Raw genomic sequence first — 19,050 nt, 5'->3', positions numbered from 1 at the left:
AGGATCATTTTTATGAAAACTTTGGCTGATCGACTAAAAGAAGCTCGGATAAAGGCTGATAAGACTCAAGGCGAAGTGGCTGATGCTGCAGGCATTAAACAACCCACTTATCAAGCATTAGAGGCAGGCAAAACAAAGAAGTCAGCATATTTGCCAGAAATAGCTAAGTTTTTGGGAGTTGATGTTGATTGGTTAAAAAATGGAAGTGAATCAAAATCCTTCAAGCCGTTAAGCTTTGAGGAAATTAAACAAAAATTTGGTGAGCCGAAATCAAATCAATCTGAATCGACTTCAGATATTGGAGTTTACGAGTATGGCGACCCTGTTCCTGATGGATTTACTGCAATTGATTACTATCCCGAAGTTAAGGCTAGTGCAGGAAATGGTTATATAAATCTAGAGGAAAGTAGTCCTTATAAAATATTTATCCCAACGGTTGAGGTTATTACATCTGGGGCAAGTGCCACACATTGTAAGATTATCAATGTTGATGGTGAAAGCATGATCCCTGATCTTTACCCTGATCAAAAAGTTTCCGTAGATATGTCTGCTAAAAAGATTTATGACGGAGAAATCTATGCATTCACCAAAGGAAGTGAACTTAAGATTAAAATCCTATTTAACTGGGGTGAAGAGGGTCAAGGTGGTTTTAGAGCTGTCTCTCGTAATCCTGACAAAGTACGTTTCCCTGATGAGTATTACTCACCTGCTCAAATAGAGTCTGAGAATATTCATATAATTGGGCAATTTTGGATGAAAATCGATATTAGAAAAGTTAGAAGATAAATATCAAAACTGCTAACCCGGTTCAACTTACTAATCGGGTAGCTTTATTGGTGAGCTGGATAATTAAAATTTCTGAAACAAAAGAGAATGTTATGATCGCAACACTTAATAAATACAAAACTGCGCTAACGATTAATCGCCAAGAGTTTAAATTGGCCTTAGGTAAAATTGGTGCAGGAATTGATAAACAAATAGCCTCTCTTAAAAAAGCAAAGCAAAGTTATGATGCTGCGGAAATAGCCCGTGAGGTCATTACTGAAGCAAATATATTTGAAGCAATTATTGAAGGCTTTAATGAAGCAGAAGAAACCAATCTAAAGCTGACTGACATAACAAATCTTGAACTGGCACAAGGATGGATAGATGAGTTTTTGGAAAAGTATTCAAATGAATAAGTGTTATATTTGCAATAAAACCTCAAATCACCTATTTAGTGTAAATTTTGAAAATATAATTAAAAGCAACTCATATGTTCTTTAAGTTCAACAAGTTTTTCATTAAATTGCCTTGTGAAAAGCTATATACTATAAGCAATTTTTAATCTAAACAATAAAATAGGCCCATGGAATGGAAGATATAATTTTTAAAAACTTTGAAGAGGCTGGACAAACAGTTTTAAAATTTTTATCTCAGAAATTTGGATTCAATTTATGGATGATTACCCGTACCGAAGGAGATAATTGGATCGTCCTTCAATGTGAAGATAAAGGATATAATGTTTCACCAGGGCAAGTTTTCTCATGGGCGGATTCATTTTGCTCTCATATGGTTTTAGGAAAAGCTCCTAAAATAGCCCCTCATTCAGAAGAAATACCTTTATACTTAAATGCACCAATAGCAAAAAAAATTGATATTAAAGCTTATATTGGTCAACCACTTATAAAAGAAGATGGAACCTTATTTGGTACTCTTTGCGCAATTGATCCTAATCCACAATCCGAAGCACTACTACAGGAAGAAGAATTAATTAATCTTTTAGGTCAAATTTTAAGCTACATCTTACAAGTTGAATTACGGGAAAATGAACAGAAACGTCAAAAAGAGTTTTTTGAAGCCGAGGCATTAAGTGATTCCTTAACAGGCTTATTTAATCGCAGAGGATGGGATCAACTTCTCGTACTAGAAGAAGCCAGATGTAAAAGTTATGGTCACCCTGCTGCAATTTTTATGCTTGATCTTAATAATTTAAAAACTGTAAATGATCAACTTGGACATTTAATCGGAGATGATTTAATAAAAACTACAGCAAATCTACTAAAAAATTGTGTCCGTAATAATGATATTGTGGCTCGAATAGGTGGTGATGAATTTGCAATTCTCAGCATTGAGAATACAAAGGAGGGGGCAAAGCTTTTATTTGATAGAATTCAGGAAATTTTTACAAATGCTAATATCAGTATCGCTGTTGGCTTTGCAATTCGTAATCCCTCTTATAGTTTATTAGATGCTGTCCAAGAAGCTGATGAAAAAATGTATGAAAATAAGCGTCTGATCAAAAATTAAGTTTTAATCACTTTAATAAACTCCACTTATCCTACCCATTGTGAGTTTTCTTTCCCCTAACAAAAACCTAAGAAGAATCTACTTTATGGAAACTGTTTCATTTTTATGCCTATTAACCCTTTCTATACTCGGATGTGACAAACCAGAGCAAATTTCACCTGAACGTGAACAGCTTCTTGATGAATATAAAGAAGTGGATCTAAAAATTACATCGTATCTTGGAACTCTGGCAGCACCAACTACACCGATAGAAGAACGCAAAAAAGTTATTTGTGAGGAATTTCCTATTACCTACAAACAAGAATACCTTCCGATTTATCTAAAGCTAGCTGAGCCTGCAGATGTTGATACAAGTACAGATATTCTAAAAACAATCGATTCGTATAAAGCTAGATACAATATTCAGTGCTAGTACCAAATTATCAAAAAAAACCCACCTTGCGTGGGTTTTCTTTTGTCTATTAAAGCATAAATAAATATTTATAAAAATAACTATAATATATAGTTTCAACTATTGACTATATTTATAGTTTTGACTATATTTACCTCATACACAAACAAAAAAGCCCCTTACTTTCGACGGACAGGGACTTTTACCAAATGGCGAGGTAATTATGTCACACAAAAAACCACAACGTCTACTGACGATAGATCAAATCGTTAAACGAGCATTTATTCAGGATGTGTTTCTTGGCTCAATCATCTTCTTTTTAATTGGCGCTATGGCTTACTTAGCCTTCTATCAGGGGTAAAACAATGAATATGCCCTTTAATAAACCTGAGCTATTCGCTCCTTGCTTCCCAATGCTTTCAATCGATATTGAAACAATTGCAACTGATTCAAACAATATTCAATTCGCATTTGCTATTGGCAATTACTCAATTGATTGTGAAATCAGAGGCGTAGAAGTAACTGATTCAATTGATGTTGAATCACAATTTGATCCTGAAAATGGATGTGAAGTTAAGTACACCAAGTTAGAAGTAGATAACAAAACTTTGGTTTTAGTCACTCACTCAGATTTTGAAGAAACACCACCCGGCTTGCACTTCATTCTTACTGATTCGCAAGTAACTGAACTAAATCAGTGGTTAGACGCTGATGCAATTGAACAACTGGAGTGTGCAGCGTAATGCTGCACTGAGGATAACTAGATGAATGCACCAGTAAAGCAAAGCAATATCGTTCAAGCTCAAATGCACAAAGTTGCTTTGGCATTTGATATGGCTGATGTAGATCCAGAGCAACTAAAGCAAACATTGATTGATACAGTTTTCAAAGGCGCAAATGACGTACAGCTTGTAAGCCTTTTGATTGTTGCTAATCAATACAAGCTCAATCCATTTACTAAAGAAATTTATGCATTCCCTGCAAAAGGTGGTGGCATTACCCCTGTAGTGGGTATTGATGGGTGGGCAAGAATTATTAATGACAACCCTCTTTGTAATGGTATTCAGTTTGAGCAGGATGACCAATCTTGCACATGCAAAATCTATCGCAAAGATCGTGAGCATCCGACTTTAGTTACTGAATATTTAAGTGAGTGCCAAGGTACATCAGAACCTTGGAAAAAGTATCCAAAGCGCATGTTACGCCATAAAGCTTTAATCCAGTGTGCGCGTGTAGCCTTTGGCTTTTCGGGTATTTATGACGAAGATGAAGCAAAACGCATTGATGATTGCCAAGTCAAAACAGTTAGTGGGTTTAGTGAAAACAGCATCCCTACTGGATATTCAGAATTTGAATCCCAACATCTTCAACACTTACGCACTGAGGCAGGATATGGAACTGATCGACTACAAAATGCATATTTGAATTTACCTAAGGGCGATTGCAAAAATCACTTTTGGTCTACCCATTCGGCTGATCTAAAAGAATTAGCTCAACTTGCTGATCAAACTATAGCTAAGCAACAAGGAGAAACCTATGAACATTCTCCAACGTACTGAAGATTGGCATGCAGATCGATGCGGAAAAGTAACAGCAAGCCGTGTGAAAGATATCGATGCAAAGCCTAAAACTGGCAAAGCGTTAAATGCATTAGGTTTAACTATTCTAACTGAGCGCCTTACTGGCGTTCAGGAGGAAACCACAATCACCAAAGCTATGCAATGGGGAATTGATCAAGAACCTTACGCGATTGCAGCCTATGAAAATAAAACGGGTAATTTTGTAATAAGCACAGGTTTGATTGATCACCAAAGTATTGGAAATTGCGGGGCTTCTCCTGATGGGTTAGTGGGTAAAGATGGTCAGATCGAAGTTAAATGCCCTAGTCCTTCTGTTCATTTAAACACTTTGTTGTTGCGGGAAGTGCCTAGTGAATATTTACCTCAAATCACATTGCAATTGGCTTGTACTCGTCGTGAATGGTGCGACTTTGTGAGCTACTGCCCTTTGCTTCCTGAGCATTTGCAGATTGTTGTAATCCGTATATTTGCAAAGGATCTGGATATTACAGGGATTGAGATGGCAGTGATTAATTTTAATCAGTCTATCTACAAAGCTATGCAACGACTGGAATTAAAGGAGTTTGCAGCATGACCCTCCTAAAACTTTACTTTCAACTTTGGCAAATGGCGTGGTGGTTGTGATGAAAACAGAAAGAGACAATGACCTGCTTCAAGCTATATTCAATGAGATGCAGGAATTAAAGCGATCTTTATCAATTAAGGATGAGCGTAGAGTAAGTGTAAAGGAGTTTGCGCAACGAATGGGGTATTCAGAACCCACCCTTTGGGATCGAATAAATAATGGAGTTCTAACCCCGCCACAAAAGGATGGTGTGCTTAGTTTTTGGCTAAATAGCTATGTTAATGAAGCTGTAGCCACAAAATGCAAAAAATCTGCTAAAGTAGCCGCTTAAATAGCGGCTTTTTTGTAAAAGCTGTTGTTTAAATAGACACTTAGCAAAGTGAGTAACATTGTGAGTAACTTCACACCCACCCTACCCATTAAGCGATATATTTCAAAAGGTTAAGTTTGATATGCTTCTAATGATCGATAATTACGATAGCTTTACGTATAACATTGTCCAATATTTTGGCGAGTTAAACCAAGACGTTAAAGTTGTTCGCAATGATGCCGTGACCTTAGAGGATATCGAACGATGGCAACCAAAGTACTTAGTGATTGGTCCCGGTCCTTGCTCACCATCTGAAGCAGGAATTTCTATCCCTGCAATTCAGCATTTTGCAGGAAAAATTCCAACACTCGGTGTATGCCTAGGTCACCAAGCGATTGGTCAGGCTTTTGGCGGCGAAATTGTGCGTGCCAAAACAGTGATGCATGGTCGTTTATCTGACATGTACCATAGTGACCAAGGGATCTTCAGCAACTTACCTTCTCCATTTTCAGCAACACGTTATCATTCACTTGTGATTGATCAAGCCAGTGTGCCTGAATGTCTTGAAGTCACTTGCTGGACCAATGAAGCAGATGGCTCTATTGAAGAAATTATGGGTGTCAAACATAAGACATTGCCAATTGAAGGCGTGCAGTTCCATCCAGAATCCATTCTGAGTCAACATGGTCATCAGATCTTTAAAAACTTTTTAGAAATTTATGCTTAATGTGTGTAGTACAAGATAATGAATATTCAACAAGCTTTAAATAACATCACTAAAAATATCGAACTCACTCAACCTCAAATGGAAGAAGTGATGCGGACCATCATGCGTGGTGAAGCCACAGATGCCCAAATTGGTGCATTTATGATGGGACTTCGTTTAAAAGGTGAAAGTATTGACGAAATCACCGCTGCAGCACGTGTAATGCGTGAGTTTGCAATTAAAATTGATGTGGGTGATATCCCGCATTTAATTGATATTGTTGGTACGGGTGGTGATGGACAGAACCTATTTAACGTCTCTACTGCCTCTTCATTTGTTATTGCGGCAGCAGGTGCAACTATTGCAAAACATGGAAATCGTGGTGTTTCCTCTAAATCAGGCTCGTCTGATCTTTTAGAACAGGCCGGGATTAACCTTGATTTAAATATGCACCAGACAGAACGATGCATCCGTGAAATGGGGGTTGGTTTCTTATTTGCCCCAAATCATCACAAAGCAATGAAATATGCTGCTGGTCCACGTAAAGAATTGGGATTCCGCAGTATTTTTAATCTCCTTGGCCCGCTTACGAATCCGGCTGGGGTACGACGCTATGTGATTGGTGTATTTTCTACAGAATTGTGCCGTCCTTTAGCGGAAGTTCTAAAACAATTGGGTGCTGAACATGTCATGGTGGTTCATTCAAAAGATGGATTAGATGAAATCAGTTTAGCTTCATCAACCTATGTTGCCGAACTAAAAAATGGTGAAATCACGGAATGGATGATTCAACCTGAAGATGTAGATATTGAGTCTCAGACCTTAACTGGTCTTTCTGTTGATAGTGCTGCTGAGAGCCTAGCATTAATCAAAGATGCGCTCGGTAAGAAGAAATCAGCAAAAGGTGAAAAAGCAGCCAGTATGCTGGCATTAAATGCAGGTGCTGGAATCTATGTTTCAGGTCTGACCAAGAGTTATAAACAAGGTGTCGCTTTAGCGCATGATATTATCTATGGTGGGCAAGCTTTAGAAAAAATGGGCATTTTGTCTGAATTTACCAAAACACTCAAAGAGTATGAAGCTTAAGGATTAGAGGACGTTATCATGGTGGATATTGCCAATACAATGTTGGGTAAAATTGTTGATCGTAAATACGAAGAATTTGCTCAACGTTTAAAGCAACGTAGTTTAAACGATGTAGAAGTGCTTGCCCAAGCTGCAACACCTGTGCGAGGTTTTGCGAAATCTTTATACAGTAAACGCCCAGGTGTGATTGCTGAAATTAAGAAAGCCTCACCATCAAAAGGAATAATTCGTGAAAATTTTAACCCTGCTGAAATTGCTCAACAATACCAGCAAGCTGGTGCAGCCTGCTTATCTGTTTTAACAGATTTAGATTTCTTTCAAGGTGCTGATGAAAATATTCAGATCGCACGTAGTCACTGTGAATTACCTGCGCTACGTAAAGATTTTCTGATTAATCCTTACGGCGTTATCGAAGCGCGTGCTTTACATGCCGACTGTATTTTATTGATTGTGGCTTGTTTGTCAGATCAACAACTTGAAGAAATGTCAAAGACCGCATTTGAGCAGAACCTTGATGTTTTGGTCGAAGTTCATGATGAAGCAGAACTAGAACGTGCATTGCAACTTTCAGAGCATTGTTTACTGGGTGTAAATAACCGTAATTTAAAGACCTTTGATGTCGATTTAAATACCTCATTGCGCTTGAAGAAGTTACTACCACCTTCACGTTTACTGATTACTGAAAGTGGTATTGCAACACCAGATGATGTACGCATGATGCAAGAACACGATATTCATTCGTTCCTTGTGGGTGAAAGCTTTATGAAGCAACCACGCCCTGATCATGCATTTAATGCTTTGTTTGGTCTGCCTGAAACAGTGTAATTAAAAGTCAAAGGGTGAGTTCGCTCACCCTGTTTTCATATTTCTCCCACTCCCCCTATAAATTTTTCAACTCCCAACATTCAGGTCATGATCAAAGCAGATATAACTGTGTGAATTCAATTCAGTTCAAATTTGACAAGATTCAGACTATACTGAGCGCCTAATACCGTCCATTTACTGTTTTTTGCAATTATGAGTAAATCTGATTCCACATTCTCTAAATCACAGCTTGATTTATTAAAACAATTCAAAAAACAAATCACTCCTCCTCACTCTTCAAAAGTTGCAGTGCAACCTGAAAGTAAGAATGCCCAAGTAACAGTACCTGAGGAGTTAGATGATGCTGATTTGTTTAAAACCGCACTTGGCGGTGTAACCAAACTTGATAACGGCAATATTGCCAAAATCGAGCGTAGTGATTTGCGCAAAAAACCTGATGCAAAAACCCTTGCCAAACGCGCGGCGGCTGAAGGTGCATTTGAAATTAATGATGCAGAATTGTCAGATACTCAAGCGATTTTAAATCCTGTTGCAAGTCAGGCGGCTTTAAGCTATCGCATCGCAACACTACAACATAAAGTTTTTGAAGACTTAAAAGCTGGTAATCTACGCTGGTTTGAAGCTGTTGATTTACATGGTTGTACTGTTGAAGAAGCGCGCTCTGCTGTATTGCAAATCATACAAATGGCAAAAGATGAAAACCAAAATGTCATTAAAATTGTCCATGGCAAAGGCCCAGAAGCCATACTCAAAACTTATGTGAACGGCTGGCTTCGTCAACATCGTGATGTTTTAGCTTTTGTCAGTGCTCCTGAAAAACAAGGTGGCACAGGCGCAGTTTTAGTTTTACTGAAACGTGCTGAAAGAAATCCAAAATTAAATGGAAATCCATGATCATTCGTTTTAAATGATCAAAACTCTCATAAGTGTCGGTTTATCTTGTAATTAGAAAATATTATTCATTTTTCTGATACAATGCCGTCCTTGTTCAAACCGTATAAGTGAACACGTTTTATGTCTATGCAGCAATCCTACGCGAATATTTTAACTGCCGTTGGCGAGGACTTAGACCGTCCTGGTCTGAAAGATACGCCTATGCGTGCGGCTAAAGCTTTTTCGTACTTGACGTCTGGCTATAGCAAAACGCTAGAAGAAGTGACCAATAATGCGGTCTTCCCTTCTGATAATGATGAAATGGTCTTGGTAAAGAATATTGAATTTTATTCTTTATGTGAGCATCATTTATTGCCTTTTCATGGTCGTGTACATATTGCCTATCTCCCTTCTGGCAATGTTTTAGGACTGTCTAAATTTGCCCGTATCACAGAAATGTTTGCTCGCCGTTTACAAATTCAAGAACAGTTGACCAAACAAATCGCAGATGCCGTGGCTGAAGTTACCCAAGCACGTGGTGTTGCTGTGGTCATTGATTCAGCGCACATGTGTATGATGATGCGTGGTGTCAGTAAACAAGAATCGACCACACGTACTGTGTCATTTGTTGGTGATTTTAAAACAGATAAAGAAGCACGTCGTGAATTTTTATCTGCCGTGCCTGAAGCACATTAAGACGGATCATTCAGTAAGCAATATAAATATCAAAGCCTCATTTTATTGAGGCTTTATTTTACGATAGGGTTTTACAATGTCTTTAATTTGGTTGGCAGGTCATGGTTTAACGCACAGTGAAACCAGTATCGACTATCCTCGTGCAGAACGGTTGGTTAAAGGAAATCCCAAACGACTCACGCAAAGTTTGTATGAACATCCCAATATGAATTGTGGTATTTGGCAATGCGAGGTTGGTGCATGGGATATTCAATTTGCAGACAATAAACAGGAATTTTTTCAGCTAATTGAAGGTATTGTTCGTTTGCACGATAAAAACACCTCATCATTTGTAGAAATTAAAGCTGGTGAAGCAGGAATTATCCCGCCTTCATTTATCGGTACATTTGAAGTTATTGAGGTAGTTAAAAAATATTTTGTTGTGGTTGAAGTTTGAGTCAGTAAAACTGGTGACTTTTTTTGATGATCAGTGCGTTCAAATATAAGCTTTTTTATATTTTTTGCTTTCCTATAACTTATATTTGTAAAACATTCGCTTATTGTCCACTTAAAACTATATGATTTAAATTATCTTAGCCTTATGCCATATTTTAAATGAAAAATTTACTGATCTTTATTTCAGCGTTAACTGCCACTAGCGCCTTTGCCGACAATCTAAATGCCAACGAATTAAAAGATGTGCAAAGTGTCATTAAATTATTTAAAAATAAAAATATCACCGCGATTTCAAATAACATTACCTATCCCTTACATCGTGAAGAACCCATCCCAAGTATTGCCAATGCAACCCAGATGAAACAACGCTTTAACCAAGTGTTTGATACTCAACTTATTCAAGAGATCGCCAACTCAAAACCATCACAATGGGAAAGTATGGGTTGGCGTGGTGTGATGCTCAATGGTGGCACACTATGGTTAGATGGTCATAAAATTAAAGCCATTAACTACAGTAGTGATGCTGAACAAAAATATAAAGCACAGCTGATTTCACAACAAAAAAATCAATTACATTAATCACTTAAAAATTTTAAAACACCTGAATTACAGTTTAAAACAGCCAAATTTCAAGTGCGTATAGATGCCAGGCCCAATGGTAAATACCGTTATGCATCTTGGGGAACAAAACAGTCGCAAGCGACAAAACCTGATCTGATTTTAAATCAAGGTCGTGTTGAAATGGATGGTTCAGGCGGCGATCATCACTACATTTTTAACAGTGGTACATATCAATATGTAGTTTATCGTAATGTTTTAGGTACAAGTGAAACACCAGATGTCACATTAGAAGTCACTCAAAAAGGCAAAAAGATCCTTTCTCAAGCAGGCAAATTATTTAAATAGTTTGTATCAATGATTGAGCTGAATCATTTTTCTCAAGTTTTTTTAATTCATACAGATTTAAAGCTTATCGAGCAAATCACCATAATGAAATGAACTGCTCGATAAGCTGTTCAAAATCATGTGCTGTGCGATATATCACAAACACACAGCCAATCCTTTAAATATGATATTTGATTATTTTTTTTCAGCCAATTGATAAATCAATTGCTCCATTTGTTGCATGTATTGATGATTCTCATGGTCCCACGGATGGAAGTTTGGACGGAAATAATCGATATAATTTCCCAATTGCTTTCTTAATACGCCTATACCGCCAAAGGTATAATGATAGGTCTTTTTCCAGCTGGATAAATCGCTTAACTTCCCTTCTCCTTTAACAATGGTCAAAAATACAGGAATCACTAAGCCCCAGAACACAATCGTTGCGACCACCAATCCAAAACTACGAACAGCATAGGCATAAGGACCATGCCCCATTGCAGTATTCCATACATCAAAAGCTACAGCTTTATGTTCGGTTTCTTCAAAAGCATGCCAACGCCAAATATTGGCATAATGTTCTTCAGCGCCTTCAAATAACTCAGGTGTGCGTAATACAGAATCTGCCAATAAAGCGGTAAAATGTTCTAATGCAATTGTTCCACTGAGCCAAAAATATGCAGGTAAATGCTGTTTAAGCAGACCAAAAATCTCTAAAACCAATGCTTCAAATTTTGGTGCAATCGGTGAGCGTGCAAATAAGGCTTGGTTATATTCTTCATGCTCACGTCCATGCATCGCTTCTTGACCAATAAATGCAGTCACTGCTTTTTGTAATTCAGGGTCTTGGACTAAATCACGATGTGCCCTTACCGCATCAATAAAGAAACGCTCTCCAATCGGCAAGACGATAGAAAACGTATTTAGCAATGCGGTAAAAATTGGACCTGCGGCGGTATGCCAATCTGCGATTCGCTCCGCAGGTAAGTTAAATCTGACATCACGGCGAATAGGTAATGGCTCATGATATACACTCGATTTAATAAATTTTTTTAAAATGCCCATGGTTGATCCTGCCTCTGGCTGATTATCATTTTTTTAATTTAGCTGGTGCGCTTATTAGAATTTTACTTAACTGGGTATAATTCCATAGGTCATTTCGACTCATTTACATGTCATTGCATCTCTTTTTTTCTGATATTTCGATCGAATAAGTCTCTCGAAATATGTCGATATATGCTTGCGATACCATCAACAGCATGATCTAAATTGTGTAAAAAGTTGATCGTCCAAATGCCTTTTTCTGTTCAAAAATAGACTTTGCTAAAATGCCACATCAAGCATATTTAATAAAAATACTGAGTTATAACGTGGATTAGTTATGCAACATTTAAGTGAGATGCTTGCCATTATTCAGTTTATTTTTCTAAATTTGGCCATGTCCAAGAAGCTCACTCTTGAATAAATTTGTGCATTAAGAAAGCCATGCCTTATAAAACTAAAACATTGCTTTCCTGAAGGTATAAAGAATTTAACAATTAAAATAATAATTTTTTTAGATGCTCATCGCTTTGTAATGGAACCACATGGTCATCTTTTAAATCTACACCCGAAAGTTGTAATTTGAATGAATTACGCATCAATGCCATTAAACGCTGTGTGGCAATTTGAATACTCAGCCCCGCAGGTCTTACATTGGAAATACAGTTTCGGCTGGAATCCAAACAACCTTTTCTCGCTTTCCACGTATAATAGATACCCATACTATCAGGTGAACTTAAACCAGGCCGTTCACCAATTAACATAATTAGCAACGGCGCATTAAAACTTTGTGCCACTTCATCACCTAATGCCACACGGCTACCTGTCGCAATCACAATAGGGGCAAGTTTCCAACCCTCAGTATCAATATGTTCACGTAAAGAATTGATATAAGCAATCGCATTCTCCTCTATTGCTCGCGCAGATAAGCCATCACCAACCACGATACATACATCACATTGCTGTGGGTGCTGCTGCACATAAGTCTTGAGCTGAGTTTGAGCCTGTTCCGATAACTCACGTCCCAAATCGGGACGTTTTAAATATACTTCTTTGTCAGTTGCTTTACTTTCCACAATGAGACTTTCAAATTTTAAATCTCTAAGCCGAGCTTGCATGTTTTCAGTATCTAATTGGTGAAAAACAGCATCTTTGGCCTGTGCGTGAGAGAGTTGAAACTTAAGCAATTCTTGGGTTGGAATGCTACATCCTACTCTTCCCATCGCAATTCGGGCATCAGTATATTGTTTTAACTTATGCCAAGGATCTTCGTGAAAACCATTTGGAAAAGTTTCAAGTTTTGAGAGCTTCATGATTTACTCTCCTTTTTATGATAATAATTTAGCAAAGTTTTTTGGCATGCTACTAGGCCAATGAATTTGCCGTTGTTCTTGGTGCAAAATTCCTTGCTGATCTAACCAAGCCGAAAACTCAGGGGCAGGTTTTAATCCCATTAACTGACGTAAATATAATGCATCATGAAAAGATGTGGTTTGATAATTCAACATCACATCATCCGAACCTGGAATTCCCATGATAAAGTTAATTCCCGCAGCGCCAAACAAGGTGAGTAGTACGTCCATGTCATTTTGATCTGCATCAGCATGGTTGGTATAACAAATATCACAACCCATAGGTACACCCAGTAATTTGCCACAGAAGTGATCTTCTAATCCAGCACGAATAATCTGCTTACCATCATACAAATACTCTGGTCCAATAAACCCGACCACAGTATTAACCAATAATGGATTGTATTTACGTGCGACTGCATAGGCTCGCGCTTCGATAGTTTGCTGGTCAACACCATGATGTGCGTTACTGGATAAAGCACTGCCTTGTCCAGTCTCAAAGTACATCACATTTTGACCAATTGTGCCTCGATTGAGTGCTAAAGTGGCCTCATAACCTTCCTGAAGTAAATCTAAAGTAACTCCAAAACCTTCATTAGCCAGTTGCGTACCCGCAATAGATTGGAACATCAAATCAATTGGAATATTACGTTCTGCAAGTTGAATCCCTGAACTGATATGGGTTAACACGCAAGATTGCGTCGGAATTTCATATTCTTGAATAATATGGTCAAGTAACTTTAACAACTCTGACAAATTATGGAGATTGTCTGTGGCAGGATTAATCCCAATGACAGCATCACCATTGCCATACATCAGACCATCCAATAAGCTGGCTGAAATACCCAATATATCATCCGTTGGATGATTCGGTTGCAAACGAGTAGATAAATGACCTTTTAAACCAATTGTATTACGAAATTGGGTGACCACTTCGCATTTACTCGCAACCAGAATTAAATCTTGATTACGCATAATTTTACTCACAGCAGCAACCATTTCAGGGGTTAAACCCTTAGCTAAATTGGTCAATTTTTCGGAAGTTGCATCTTCACTCAGCAACCAATTTCGAAAATCACCCACAGTAAAGTGTGAAATCGGTGCAAATAAATCATCACAATGTTCATCAATAATTAAACGCGTAATATCATCTTTGTCATAGTCAATAACCGTTTCATTTAAAAAATTTTTTAAAGGGACTTCTGCCAAGTCCATCTGCGCTGCCACACGTTCTGTTGCATTACTGGCAGCAACACCAGCCAATTCATCTCCAGAACGTAATGGCGTTGCCTTTGCCATTAGGGTTTTTAAATCTTGGAAAATATATTGTTGCTGAGCAACGCTATAACGATAACTCATAATTATAATTCCTGTTCTGCTGCCTTAATGCTGGCAAATTCTGCTTCAGGTGTACCTGAAATCAGATGATGACGACTATAAACAAGAAAATAGACAATGAAGACCACATAAATACCCAAAGCAATAAACCAGACTTTAGGATCGACAAGAAAACCTGCAACCACCGCGACAATTGATAAGATCAACGCAATACTTGAGGTGAAAATACCACCTGGTGTTCGATATGGACGATATACATCAGGCTGTGAAATACGTAATTTGATATGTGCCATCATCATTAAAACATAAGAAATCGTCGCACCAAATACCGCAATCAAAATCAGTAAGTCACCCTGTTTAGTCAATGATAATATGAAGCCAATAATCCCTGGAATAATCACGGCTAAATACGGCGATTTATTTTTGTTGGTCAGCGACAATGATGTTGGCAAATAACCCGCACGAGAGAGGGCAAAAATTTGACGCGAATATGCATAGATAATCGAGAAGAAACTTGCGATTAAGCCTGCCAAACCAACAAAATTTACAAAGTTTGCTAACATGCCATGCCCATATACTTTAACCAAGGCATCCACCAAAGGGGCACCTGAATCTTTGAGTACACTTGCACCTGCGGCACCCGCACTCAGTATTAAAATTAAAATGGCGAAAGCAGCCAAAATCAACATTGCACCCATCAAACCGCGAGGTAAAGATTGTGCTGGATCTTTTGCCTCTTCCGCGGCCAAAGGAACGCCTTCCACTGCAAGGAAGAACCAAATTGCGTACGGAACTGCTGCCCAGATTCCTATATAACCTTGTGGTAAAAAACTACTCGCGCCTGCTTTAGCTAAATCTGGTGCAATATCAAATAAATTGGCGCTGTTAAAGTGAGGAACCATCGCGACAAGGAAAACCACAACTGCAACAACAGCAATAGCTGTGATCACAAACATGATTTTAAGTGCTTCACCTGCCCCTTTTAAGTGAATTCCCATAAAGACCAAATAACAGATTAAATAAATTAGCCATCCGCCCACTCCAAATAATGATTCGCAATATGCACCAATAAAGGTCGCGATTGCTGCCGGAGCGATGGCGTATTCGATCAGAATCGCTGTTCCTGTTAAATAACCTCCAAATGGTCCAAAAGCCATACGCGCAAAACTGTATCCACCGCCTGCTGTAGGAAGCATAGTCGACATTTCTGACATTGAAAGGCATAAACATAGATACATAATCGCAGCAAAAATGACAGCGACAAACATACCGCCCCAACCACCTTGTGCAATACCAAAGTTCCATCCAGCAAAGTCACCTGAAATCACATAGGCAACCCCTAAACCGACCAATAGTAGCCAGCCAACTGCGCCCTTTTTTAATTCTCGTTGAGCAAAATATTCTTTGGAATCTTCTGTTTTTACGATAGTTGATTGTTCATTTCGAGCGTCCATCATCGTACCTTTAAATTTGCCTTTTTTTGTATAAGCAAAAAAAGTGCCTTTCCTTGGATGACGTCAATATTTTTTGTTCAATCCTATGAACATAACGCCTTCTTAGTCGTATAAAACTGCTTTTAGATAAATCTATCAAACAAAGGTAGGAGAAAAGTTGAATAGCTTATAATAGGAAATCGAAAAATTTATGAAAAATGAATAATTAAAAGAAAAGTAATGAAATTAATATATTTTTTTACTTTGTTATTTGTTTGTTTAACTTAAGATATTATTTAGTATATATGCATAAATGGATTATGTGATGCATTCAAAACCACATGCTAAAAAAACAAGAATCAAAAAAGAAAAATTAAACTCCACTCAACCAAACTCAATTTTCCAGCAAGCTTTACAATCCGCACTGATTCAATGTCAGCATGATTTACTCAACACGGCCCACCTAGCATCTGTCGTGGTACAGATCAAGGATATGCAAAAAAAATCAACTCTGGTGTTCAGCCAATACAGATCAATTCGCAGGATTCCAGCAAGATCAAGATTTAAAAACAAAGCCAGATCAGTATATTTATAGTGCACCTATTCTTGATTTAACATCAGGGGAAGCATGTGGTGAAGTAGTTTTATTTCACAGCTTAAATCAAGCAAATATTTTTGGACAATTGGCCGTTACACAATGCGCTGAGATCATTGCACAAAAATTATATGCACAACCCTTCAATCATTTAACCATCCATGCATTTTCAGTGCCACAGAAAATAATAATCAATGATCAATCAATTCTTTTAACACCTCGGCAGTTTGAAATCATATGTATTTTGATTCTGAATCCTATGGGCTTGACCCTAAAGCTACTACATATTTATCTCTATAGTGATGAACAAATCAGCTTAAATACACTTAAATCTGAGATTTCATATTTAAAAAATAAGGTGGGCGAATTAATTTGTGCAAGGACCTATCAGATACAGGCAGAAATTCACGCAGATTTTAAAGAGTTGGAAGAAGCTGTCGATGCGGATTATCTTGATACAGTGAAACAATTGTATCAAGGTGGTTCATTCATTAAAACCAAAAGTCCTTTTCTAAACAATTGGCAACAAATTCTAAGTTTGAGAATCAATAATCTACTTGTATAAAGAACCTTGGCTTGCGATTGATTAATACTTATCGCAGTATGTCATTCTCAAAATCCGATTTGTCAGATCCCTCTTTAAAAATAATGTACAAAGCCTAAACCAATTTTTTGCCAATCGAGTTGGTTTTGTTGTTGGTATTCCCAATTGACGTTTAATGAATTTTGACGATTGAGTGAATATTGCAGTGTGCTCTGGATCCGTAAATTCCACTTACTTGAATCTTGCCAATAAGGTAATTCAACTTGAACAATACTGTTTAAACGATCTGACCATACATTTTGACAGCCCAGTGTTGGTCCTAGACCAACACGCCAGCCTTTATCCAATGAAGTACCTGCTTGAAGCTGTGTTTGCAGCTCTGCATAACAAAGATGCTTACGATCATCATCTGCAAGAGTATAACCAGATTGGGCTTTTGCACTGACCACCCCATGTTGTTGCTGATCGCTGAATTGTCCATTTTGAATGGCTTCCTGCTGCCAGCCCAAAGTAAAACCCCAGGTGATTGGCATTTTAAATGGGGTGATGGGGTTATAAGAGTTTACCGTTAATAAATCAAGATGTTCCAATTTCAGTCGATCATCACGCCATTGCGCGGCACCATCTAGAAACATCAATTGTGTGCCTGTACGGAAGCCGCCCTGCGGATCTTTTAGTTCGTGATAGGCCTGACGATGACCAATTTGTACATATTTTTCACCTTGAACCTCACCCGCTTCCATGGACCACTTACGCGAATCATGTCCATTGACTGGATCAACTTTCGGACGTACAGGTGCTAAACGTTGTTTCTCTATAGGAATTTGACTACGTAAGCCTAAGAGTTGTCTAAAGCGCGGTTGGGTAAAACTTGCATCGACCTGACGAGCAACAAATTGTAAATATAAATCGTCATAGGCCATTTCTAATATTTTTGCGCGATCTTGATCATCGTAATTAATTAAAGCCTCTTGCATCTGCTGCGGTTCTAACACCGTAATTGCATGGGCTTTTTTTGCCAAAGCATGACCATGTTGTTTGGCCTGCGAATTTAATTGTGTTTCTAACGCTGGACGATATACCGCTTCTCGTACTAATCCCTGTTGCTCTACGGCTTTAATGGTTTCAATCGGGATCGCTGCATACGTAAATTGCTTGCGTAAATTCGAGCTTGGGCGGACTAAATCAATCAATCCCAATAAACGATAGGCACAATTATCACTGACAAAATAATAAGGAAAACTGACTTTTTGCATTTCCCAAATGTGTTTTACCAAAAATGCAGTCTCTTCAGGATCTAAATTCAGTTCATACTCCCAAAGATCACGGCTTTCAAAATCACCATACTCTTTCACTTTGCGATAATAAGGCATTAAAGAGTATTCACCAGGATATTTGCCAACCACCCCTTTCCATGCATAAGACCAATTATCATCACTGTTTACTGTGGCTGCGTAATTCACTGCATAAGAGACTAAATTGAGCTGCTTTTGATCTTTAGGATCAAGACGTAGTAAAGTATGCCCAAACATTGAGCTTGGATTACCCATAAAATCAGTCGCATAAATCAACGTCACTTGATAAGGTTTGATCTGTGCATACCATTGATCAAATTCAGGACAAGATACAACTGGTAATTGTTGTTGTGAAATATTCAATTGTTGCATCAGCCATTGGCTACGCGCAGGAAATTTACAACGAATAGATTGATTGACATCGGCGAGTTGAAACAGTGCAGTGATATCCGCATTCATTTCATTTTGAATATTCTGACGGCCATCTTGAGCAAAAAAATAACCCGAATAACTAACTTCACTTTGATTTACATTTTTGACAGAGGCATCTTCTGCATAAAGTAAACGTTTCCATGTGATATTGCTGGCTAGTCGTTTTTGTTGTGCCAGTTTTAATGCATTTTCTAATACATGCGATTTCTCTAAAGATGATTCTGCATGCAAATGAGTTGTAAAAAATGAACTGAGTAAGCTTAAGCTAAATACTAAATATTTCATTCAATCATCAATTTATATAGATATATTATAAAACTGTGCAATTAAAAAATGTCGGTTCAATACAGGAGTTAACTTAAGATTTACTCATGCAAAA

At 37.9% G+C, this 19,050-nt stretch carries 23 protein-coding genes; 18 read left to right on the top strand and 5 right to left on the bottom strand.

Features of this window, described 5'->3' with window-relative positions; all coding sequences use genetic code 11:
• The first annotated feature begins 12 nt into the window (after window positions 1-12).
• From AC4CVF_RS04090 to AC4CVF_RS04010, 17 genes are all read left to right on the top strand, one after another.
• Window positions 13-786 (top strand): XRE family transcriptional regulator, encoded by a 774-nt coding sequence (locus tag AC4CVF_RS04090; RefSeq protein WP_490788932.1) that lies wholly within the window; start codon window positions 13-15, stop codon window positions 784-786.
• A 92-nt stretch (window positions 787-878) separates the two neighbouring features.
• On the top strand, window positions 879-1,181 hold the full coding sequence (locus AC4CVF_RS04085) for a hypothetical protein (RefSeq protein WP_419361135.1): 303 nt from the start codon (window positions 879-881) through the stop codon (window positions 1,179-1,181).
• 172 nt (window positions 1,182-1,353) lie between these two features.
• The gene (locus tag AC4CVF_RS04080) at window positions 1,354-2,289 is read left to right on the top strand and encodes a sensor domain-containing diguanylate cyclase (RefSeq protein WP_419327526.1); all 936 of its coding nucleotides are present in this window, start codon (window positions 1,354-1,356) and stop codon (window positions 2,287-2,289) included.
• A gap of 85 nt (window positions 2,290-2,374) precedes the next feature.
• Complete coding sequence (locus AC4CVF_RS04075) at window positions 2,375-2,701, top strand: hypothetical protein (RefSeq protein WP_490788931.1); 327 nt, start codon at window positions 2,375-2,377, stop codon at window positions 2,699-2,701.
• A gap of 202 nt (window positions 2,702-2,903) precedes the next feature.
• Entirely contained in the window at window positions 2,904-3,041 is a 138-nt protein-coding gene (locus AC4CVF_RS04070; RefSeq protein ID WP_490788930.1) for a hypothetical protein, read from the top strand.
• Window positions 3,042-3,045: 4 nt separating this feature from the next.
• Entirely contained in the window at window positions 3,046-3,423 is a 378-nt protein-coding gene (locus AC4CVF_RS04065; protein WP_490788929.1) for a hypothetical protein, read from the top strand.
• Window positions 3,424-3,444: 21 nt separating this feature from the next.
• Complete coding sequence (gene bet / locus AC4CVF_RS04060) at window positions 3,445-4,239, top strand: phage recombination protein Bet (protein ID WP_490788928.1); 795 nt, start codon at window positions 3,445-3,447, stop codon at window positions 4,237-4,239.
• Window positions 4,217-4,834: a lambda exonuclease family protein gene (locus AC4CVF_RS04055; protein WP_490788927.1), complete on the top strand. Its 618-nt coding sequence runs from the start codon at window positions 4,217-4,219 to the stop codon at window positions 4,832-4,834. The genes bet and AC4CVF_RS04055 overlap by 23 nt, the downstream gene beginning before the upstream one ends.
• A 49-nt stretch (window positions 4,835-4,883) precedes the next feature.
• Window positions 4,884-5,156 carry a helix-turn-helix transcriptional regulator gene (locus tag AC4CVF_RS04050; RefSeq protein ID WP_335955451.1) on the top strand — a complete coding sequence of 91 codons (273 nt, stop codon included), beginning with the start codon at window positions 4,884-4,886 and terminating at the stop codon, window positions 5,154-5,156.
• Between the two features lie 121 nt (window positions 5,157-5,277).
• Window positions 5,278-5,862: an anthranilate synthase component II gene (locus AC4CVF_RS04045; RefSeq protein ID WP_004724599.1), complete on the top strand. Its 585-nt coding sequence runs from the start codon at window positions 5,278-5,280 to the stop codon at window positions 5,860-5,862.
• A gap of 18 nt (window positions 5,863-5,880) precedes the next feature.
• Complete coding sequence (gene trpD / locus AC4CVF_RS04040; RefSeq protein ID WP_004724601.1) at window positions 5,881-6,927, top strand: anthranilate phosphoribosyltransferase; 1,047 nt, start codon at window positions 5,881-5,883, stop codon at window positions 6,925-6,927.
• A gap of 18 nt (window positions 6,928-6,945) precedes the next feature.
• Window positions 6,946-7,752: an indole-3-glycerol phosphate synthase TrpC gene (gene trpC, locus AC4CVF_RS04035; protein WP_336954013.1), complete on the top strand. Its 807-nt coding sequence runs from the start codon at window positions 6,946-6,948 to the stop codon at window positions 7,750-7,752.
• Window positions 7,753-7,944: 192 nt separating this feature from the next.
• On the top strand, window positions 7,945-8,646 hold the full coding sequence (locus tag AC4CVF_RS04030) for a Smr/MutS family protein (RefSeq protein WP_419327842.1): 702 nt from the start codon (window positions 7,945-7,947) through the stop codon (window positions 8,644-8,646).
• 126 nt (window positions 8,647-8,772) lie between these two features.
• Window positions 8,773-9,321, top strand: coding sequence for a GTP cyclohydrolase I FolE (gene folE, locus AC4CVF_RS04025; RefSeq protein WP_171064926.1), 549 nt, complete (start codon window positions 8,773-8,775; stop codon window positions 9,319-9,321).
• A 76-nt stretch (window positions 9,322-9,397) separates the two neighbouring features.
• Window positions 9,398-9,757 (top strand): cupin domain-containing protein, encoded by a 360-nt coding sequence (locus AC4CVF_RS04020; protein ID WP_336954016.1) that lies wholly within the window; start codon window positions 9,398-9,400, stop codon window positions 9,755-9,757.
• Window positions 9,758-9,915: 158 nt separating this feature from the next.
• Entirely contained in the window at window positions 9,916-10,335 is a 420-nt protein-coding gene (locus tag AC4CVF_RS04015; protein ID WP_490788926.1) for a hypothetical protein, read from the top strand.
• 54 nt (window positions 10,336-10,389) lie between these two features.
• Window positions 10,390-10,662, top strand: coding sequence for a hypothetical protein (locus tag AC4CVF_RS04010; RefSeq protein WP_490788925.1), 273 nt, complete (start codon window positions 10,390-10,392; stop codon window positions 10,660-10,662).
• Between the two features lie 174 nt (window positions 10,663-10,836).
• Here the strand turns inward: AC4CVF_RS04010 and AC4CVF_RS04005 are convergent, their stop codons facing one another.
• The 4 genes from AC4CVF_RS04005 to eat all read right to left on the bottom strand — a co-directional run bounded on the left by AC4CVF_RS04005 (window position 10,837) and on the right by eat (window position 15,826).
• The gene (locus AC4CVF_RS04005) at window positions 10,837-11,706 is read right to left on the bottom strand and encodes a metal-dependent hydrolase (RefSeq protein ID WP_490788924.1); all 870 of its coding nucleotides are present in this window, start codon (window positions 11,704-11,706) and stop codon (window positions 10,837-10,839) included.
• Window positions 11,707-12,179: 473 nt separating this feature from the next.
• The gene (gene eutC, locus AC4CVF_RS04000) at window positions 12,180-12,995 is read right to left on the bottom strand and encodes an ethanolamine ammonia-lyase subunit EutC (protein ID WP_336954019.1); all 816 of its coding nucleotides are present in this window, start codon (window positions 12,993-12,995) and stop codon (window positions 12,180-12,182) included.
• Between the two features lie 15 nt (window positions 12,996-13,010).
• Entirely contained in the window at window positions 13,011-14,393 is a 1,383-nt protein-coding gene (locus AC4CVF_RS03995) for an ethanolamine ammonia-lyase subunit EutB (protein WP_490788923.1), read from the bottom strand.
• Window positions 14,394-14,395: 2 nt separating this feature from the next.
• The gene (gene eat, locus AC4CVF_RS03990) at window positions 14,396-15,826 is read right to left on the bottom strand and encodes an ethanolamine permease (protein WP_336954022.1); all 1,431 of its coding nucleotides are present in this window, start codon (window positions 15,824-15,826) and stop codon (window positions 14,396-14,398) included.
• Window positions 15,827-16,659: 833 nt separating this feature from the next.
• Here eat and AC4CVF_RS03985 point away from each other — a divergent pair.
• Entirely contained in the window at window positions 16,660-16,965 is a 306-nt protein-coding gene (locus AC4CVF_RS03985; protein WP_336954024.1) for a hypothetical protein, read from the top strand.
• Between the two features lie 74 nt (window positions 16,966-17,039).
• On the opposite strand, the gene AC4CVF_RS03980 is transcribed toward AC4CVF_RS03985, so the two are convergent.
• A complete protein-coding gene (locus AC4CVF_RS03980; protein WP_419327837.1) occupies window positions 17,040-18,956 on the bottom strand; it encodes an Lnb N-terminal periplasmic domain-containing protein in 1,917 nt (638 codons plus the stop codon).
• Window positions 18,957-19,050: the final 94 nt, after the last annotated feature.

The sequence above is a fragment of the Acinetobacter sp. LipI_19 genome (assembly GCF_058242925.1).
This window is presented reverse-complemented; position numbering and strand designations above follow the sequence as displayed.

Coding starts and splice junctions, on each gene's coding strand:
- AC4CVF_RS04090 (WP_490788932.1), top strand. CDS start 13: ATGAAAACTTTGGCTGATCGACTAAAAGAAGCTCGGATAAAGGCTGAT.
- AC4CVF_RS04085 (WP_419361135.1), top strand. CDS start 879: ATGATCGCAACACTTAATAAATACAAAACTGCGCTAACGATTAATCGC.
- AC4CVF_RS04080 (WP_419327526.1), top strand. CDS start 1,354: ATGGAAGATATAATTTTTAAAAACTTTGAAGAGGCTGGACAAACAGTT.
- AC4CVF_RS04075 (WP_490788931.1), top strand. CDS start 2,375: ATGGAAACTGTTTCATTTTTATGCCTATTAACCCTTTCTATACTCGGA.
- AC4CVF_RS04070 (WP_490788930.1), top strand. CDS start 2,904: ATGTCACACAAAAAACCACAACGTCTACTGACGATAGATCAAATCGTT.
- AC4CVF_RS04065 (WP_490788929.1), top strand. CDS start 3,046: ATGAATATGCCCTTTAATAAACCTGAGCTATTCGCTCCTTGCTTCCCA.
- bet (WP_490788928.1), top strand. CDS start 3,445: ATGAATGCACCAGTAAAGCAAAGCAATATCGTTCAAGCTCAAATGCAC.
- AC4CVF_RS04055 (WP_490788927.1), top strand. CDS start 4,217: ATGAACATTCTCCAACGTACTGAAGATTGGCATGCAGATCGATGCGGA.
- AC4CVF_RS04050 (WP_335955451.1), top strand. CDS start 4,884: ATGAAAACAGAAAGAGACAATGACCTGCTTCAAGCTATATTCAATGAG.
- AC4CVF_RS04045 (WP_004724599.1), top strand. CDS start 5,278: ATGCTTCTAATGATCGATAATTACGATAGCTTTACGTATAACATTGTC.
- trpD (WP_004724601.1), top strand. CDS start 5,881: ATGAATATTCAACAAGCTTTAAATAACATCACTAAAAATATCGAACTC.
- trpC (WP_336954013.1), top strand. CDS start 6,946: ATGGTGGATATTGCCAATACAATGTTGGGTAAAATTGTTGATCGTAAA.
- AC4CVF_RS04030 (WP_419327842.1), top strand. CDS start 7,945: ATGAGTAAATCTGATTCCACATTCTCTAAATCACAGCTTGATTTATTA.
- folE (WP_171064926.1), top strand. CDS start 8,773: ATGCAGCAATCCTACGCGAATATTTTAACTGCCGTTGGCGAGGACTTA.
- AC4CVF_RS04020 (WP_336954016.1), top strand. CDS start 9,398: ATGTCTTTAATTTGGTTGGCAGGTCATGGTTTAACGCACAGTGAAACC.
- AC4CVF_RS04015 (WP_490788926.1), top strand. CDS start 9,916: ATGAAAAATTTACTGATCTTTATTTCAGCGTTAACTGCCACTAGCGCC.
- AC4CVF_RS04005 (WP_490788924.1), bottom strand. CDS start 11,706: ATGGGCATTTTAAAAAAATTTATTAAATCGAGTGTATATCATGAGCCA.
- eutC (WP_336954019.1), bottom strand. CDS start 12,995: ATGAAGCTCTCAAAACTTGAAACTTTTCCAAATGGTTTTCACGAAGAT.
- AC4CVF_RS03995 (WP_490788923.1), bottom strand. CDS start 14,393: ATGAGTTATCGTTATAGCGTTGCTCAGCAACAATATATTTTCCAAGAT.
- eat (WP_336954022.1), bottom strand. CDS start 15,826: ATGGACGCTCGAAATGAACAATCAACTATCGTAAAAACAGAAGATTCC.
- AC4CVF_RS03985 (WP_336954024.1), top strand. CDS start 16,660: ATGGGCTTGACCCTAAAGCTACTACATATTTATCTCTATAGTGATGAA.
- AC4CVF_RS03980 (WP_419327837.1), bottom strand. CDS start 18,956: ATGAAATATTTAGTATTTAGCTTAAGCTTACTCAGTTCATTTTTTACA.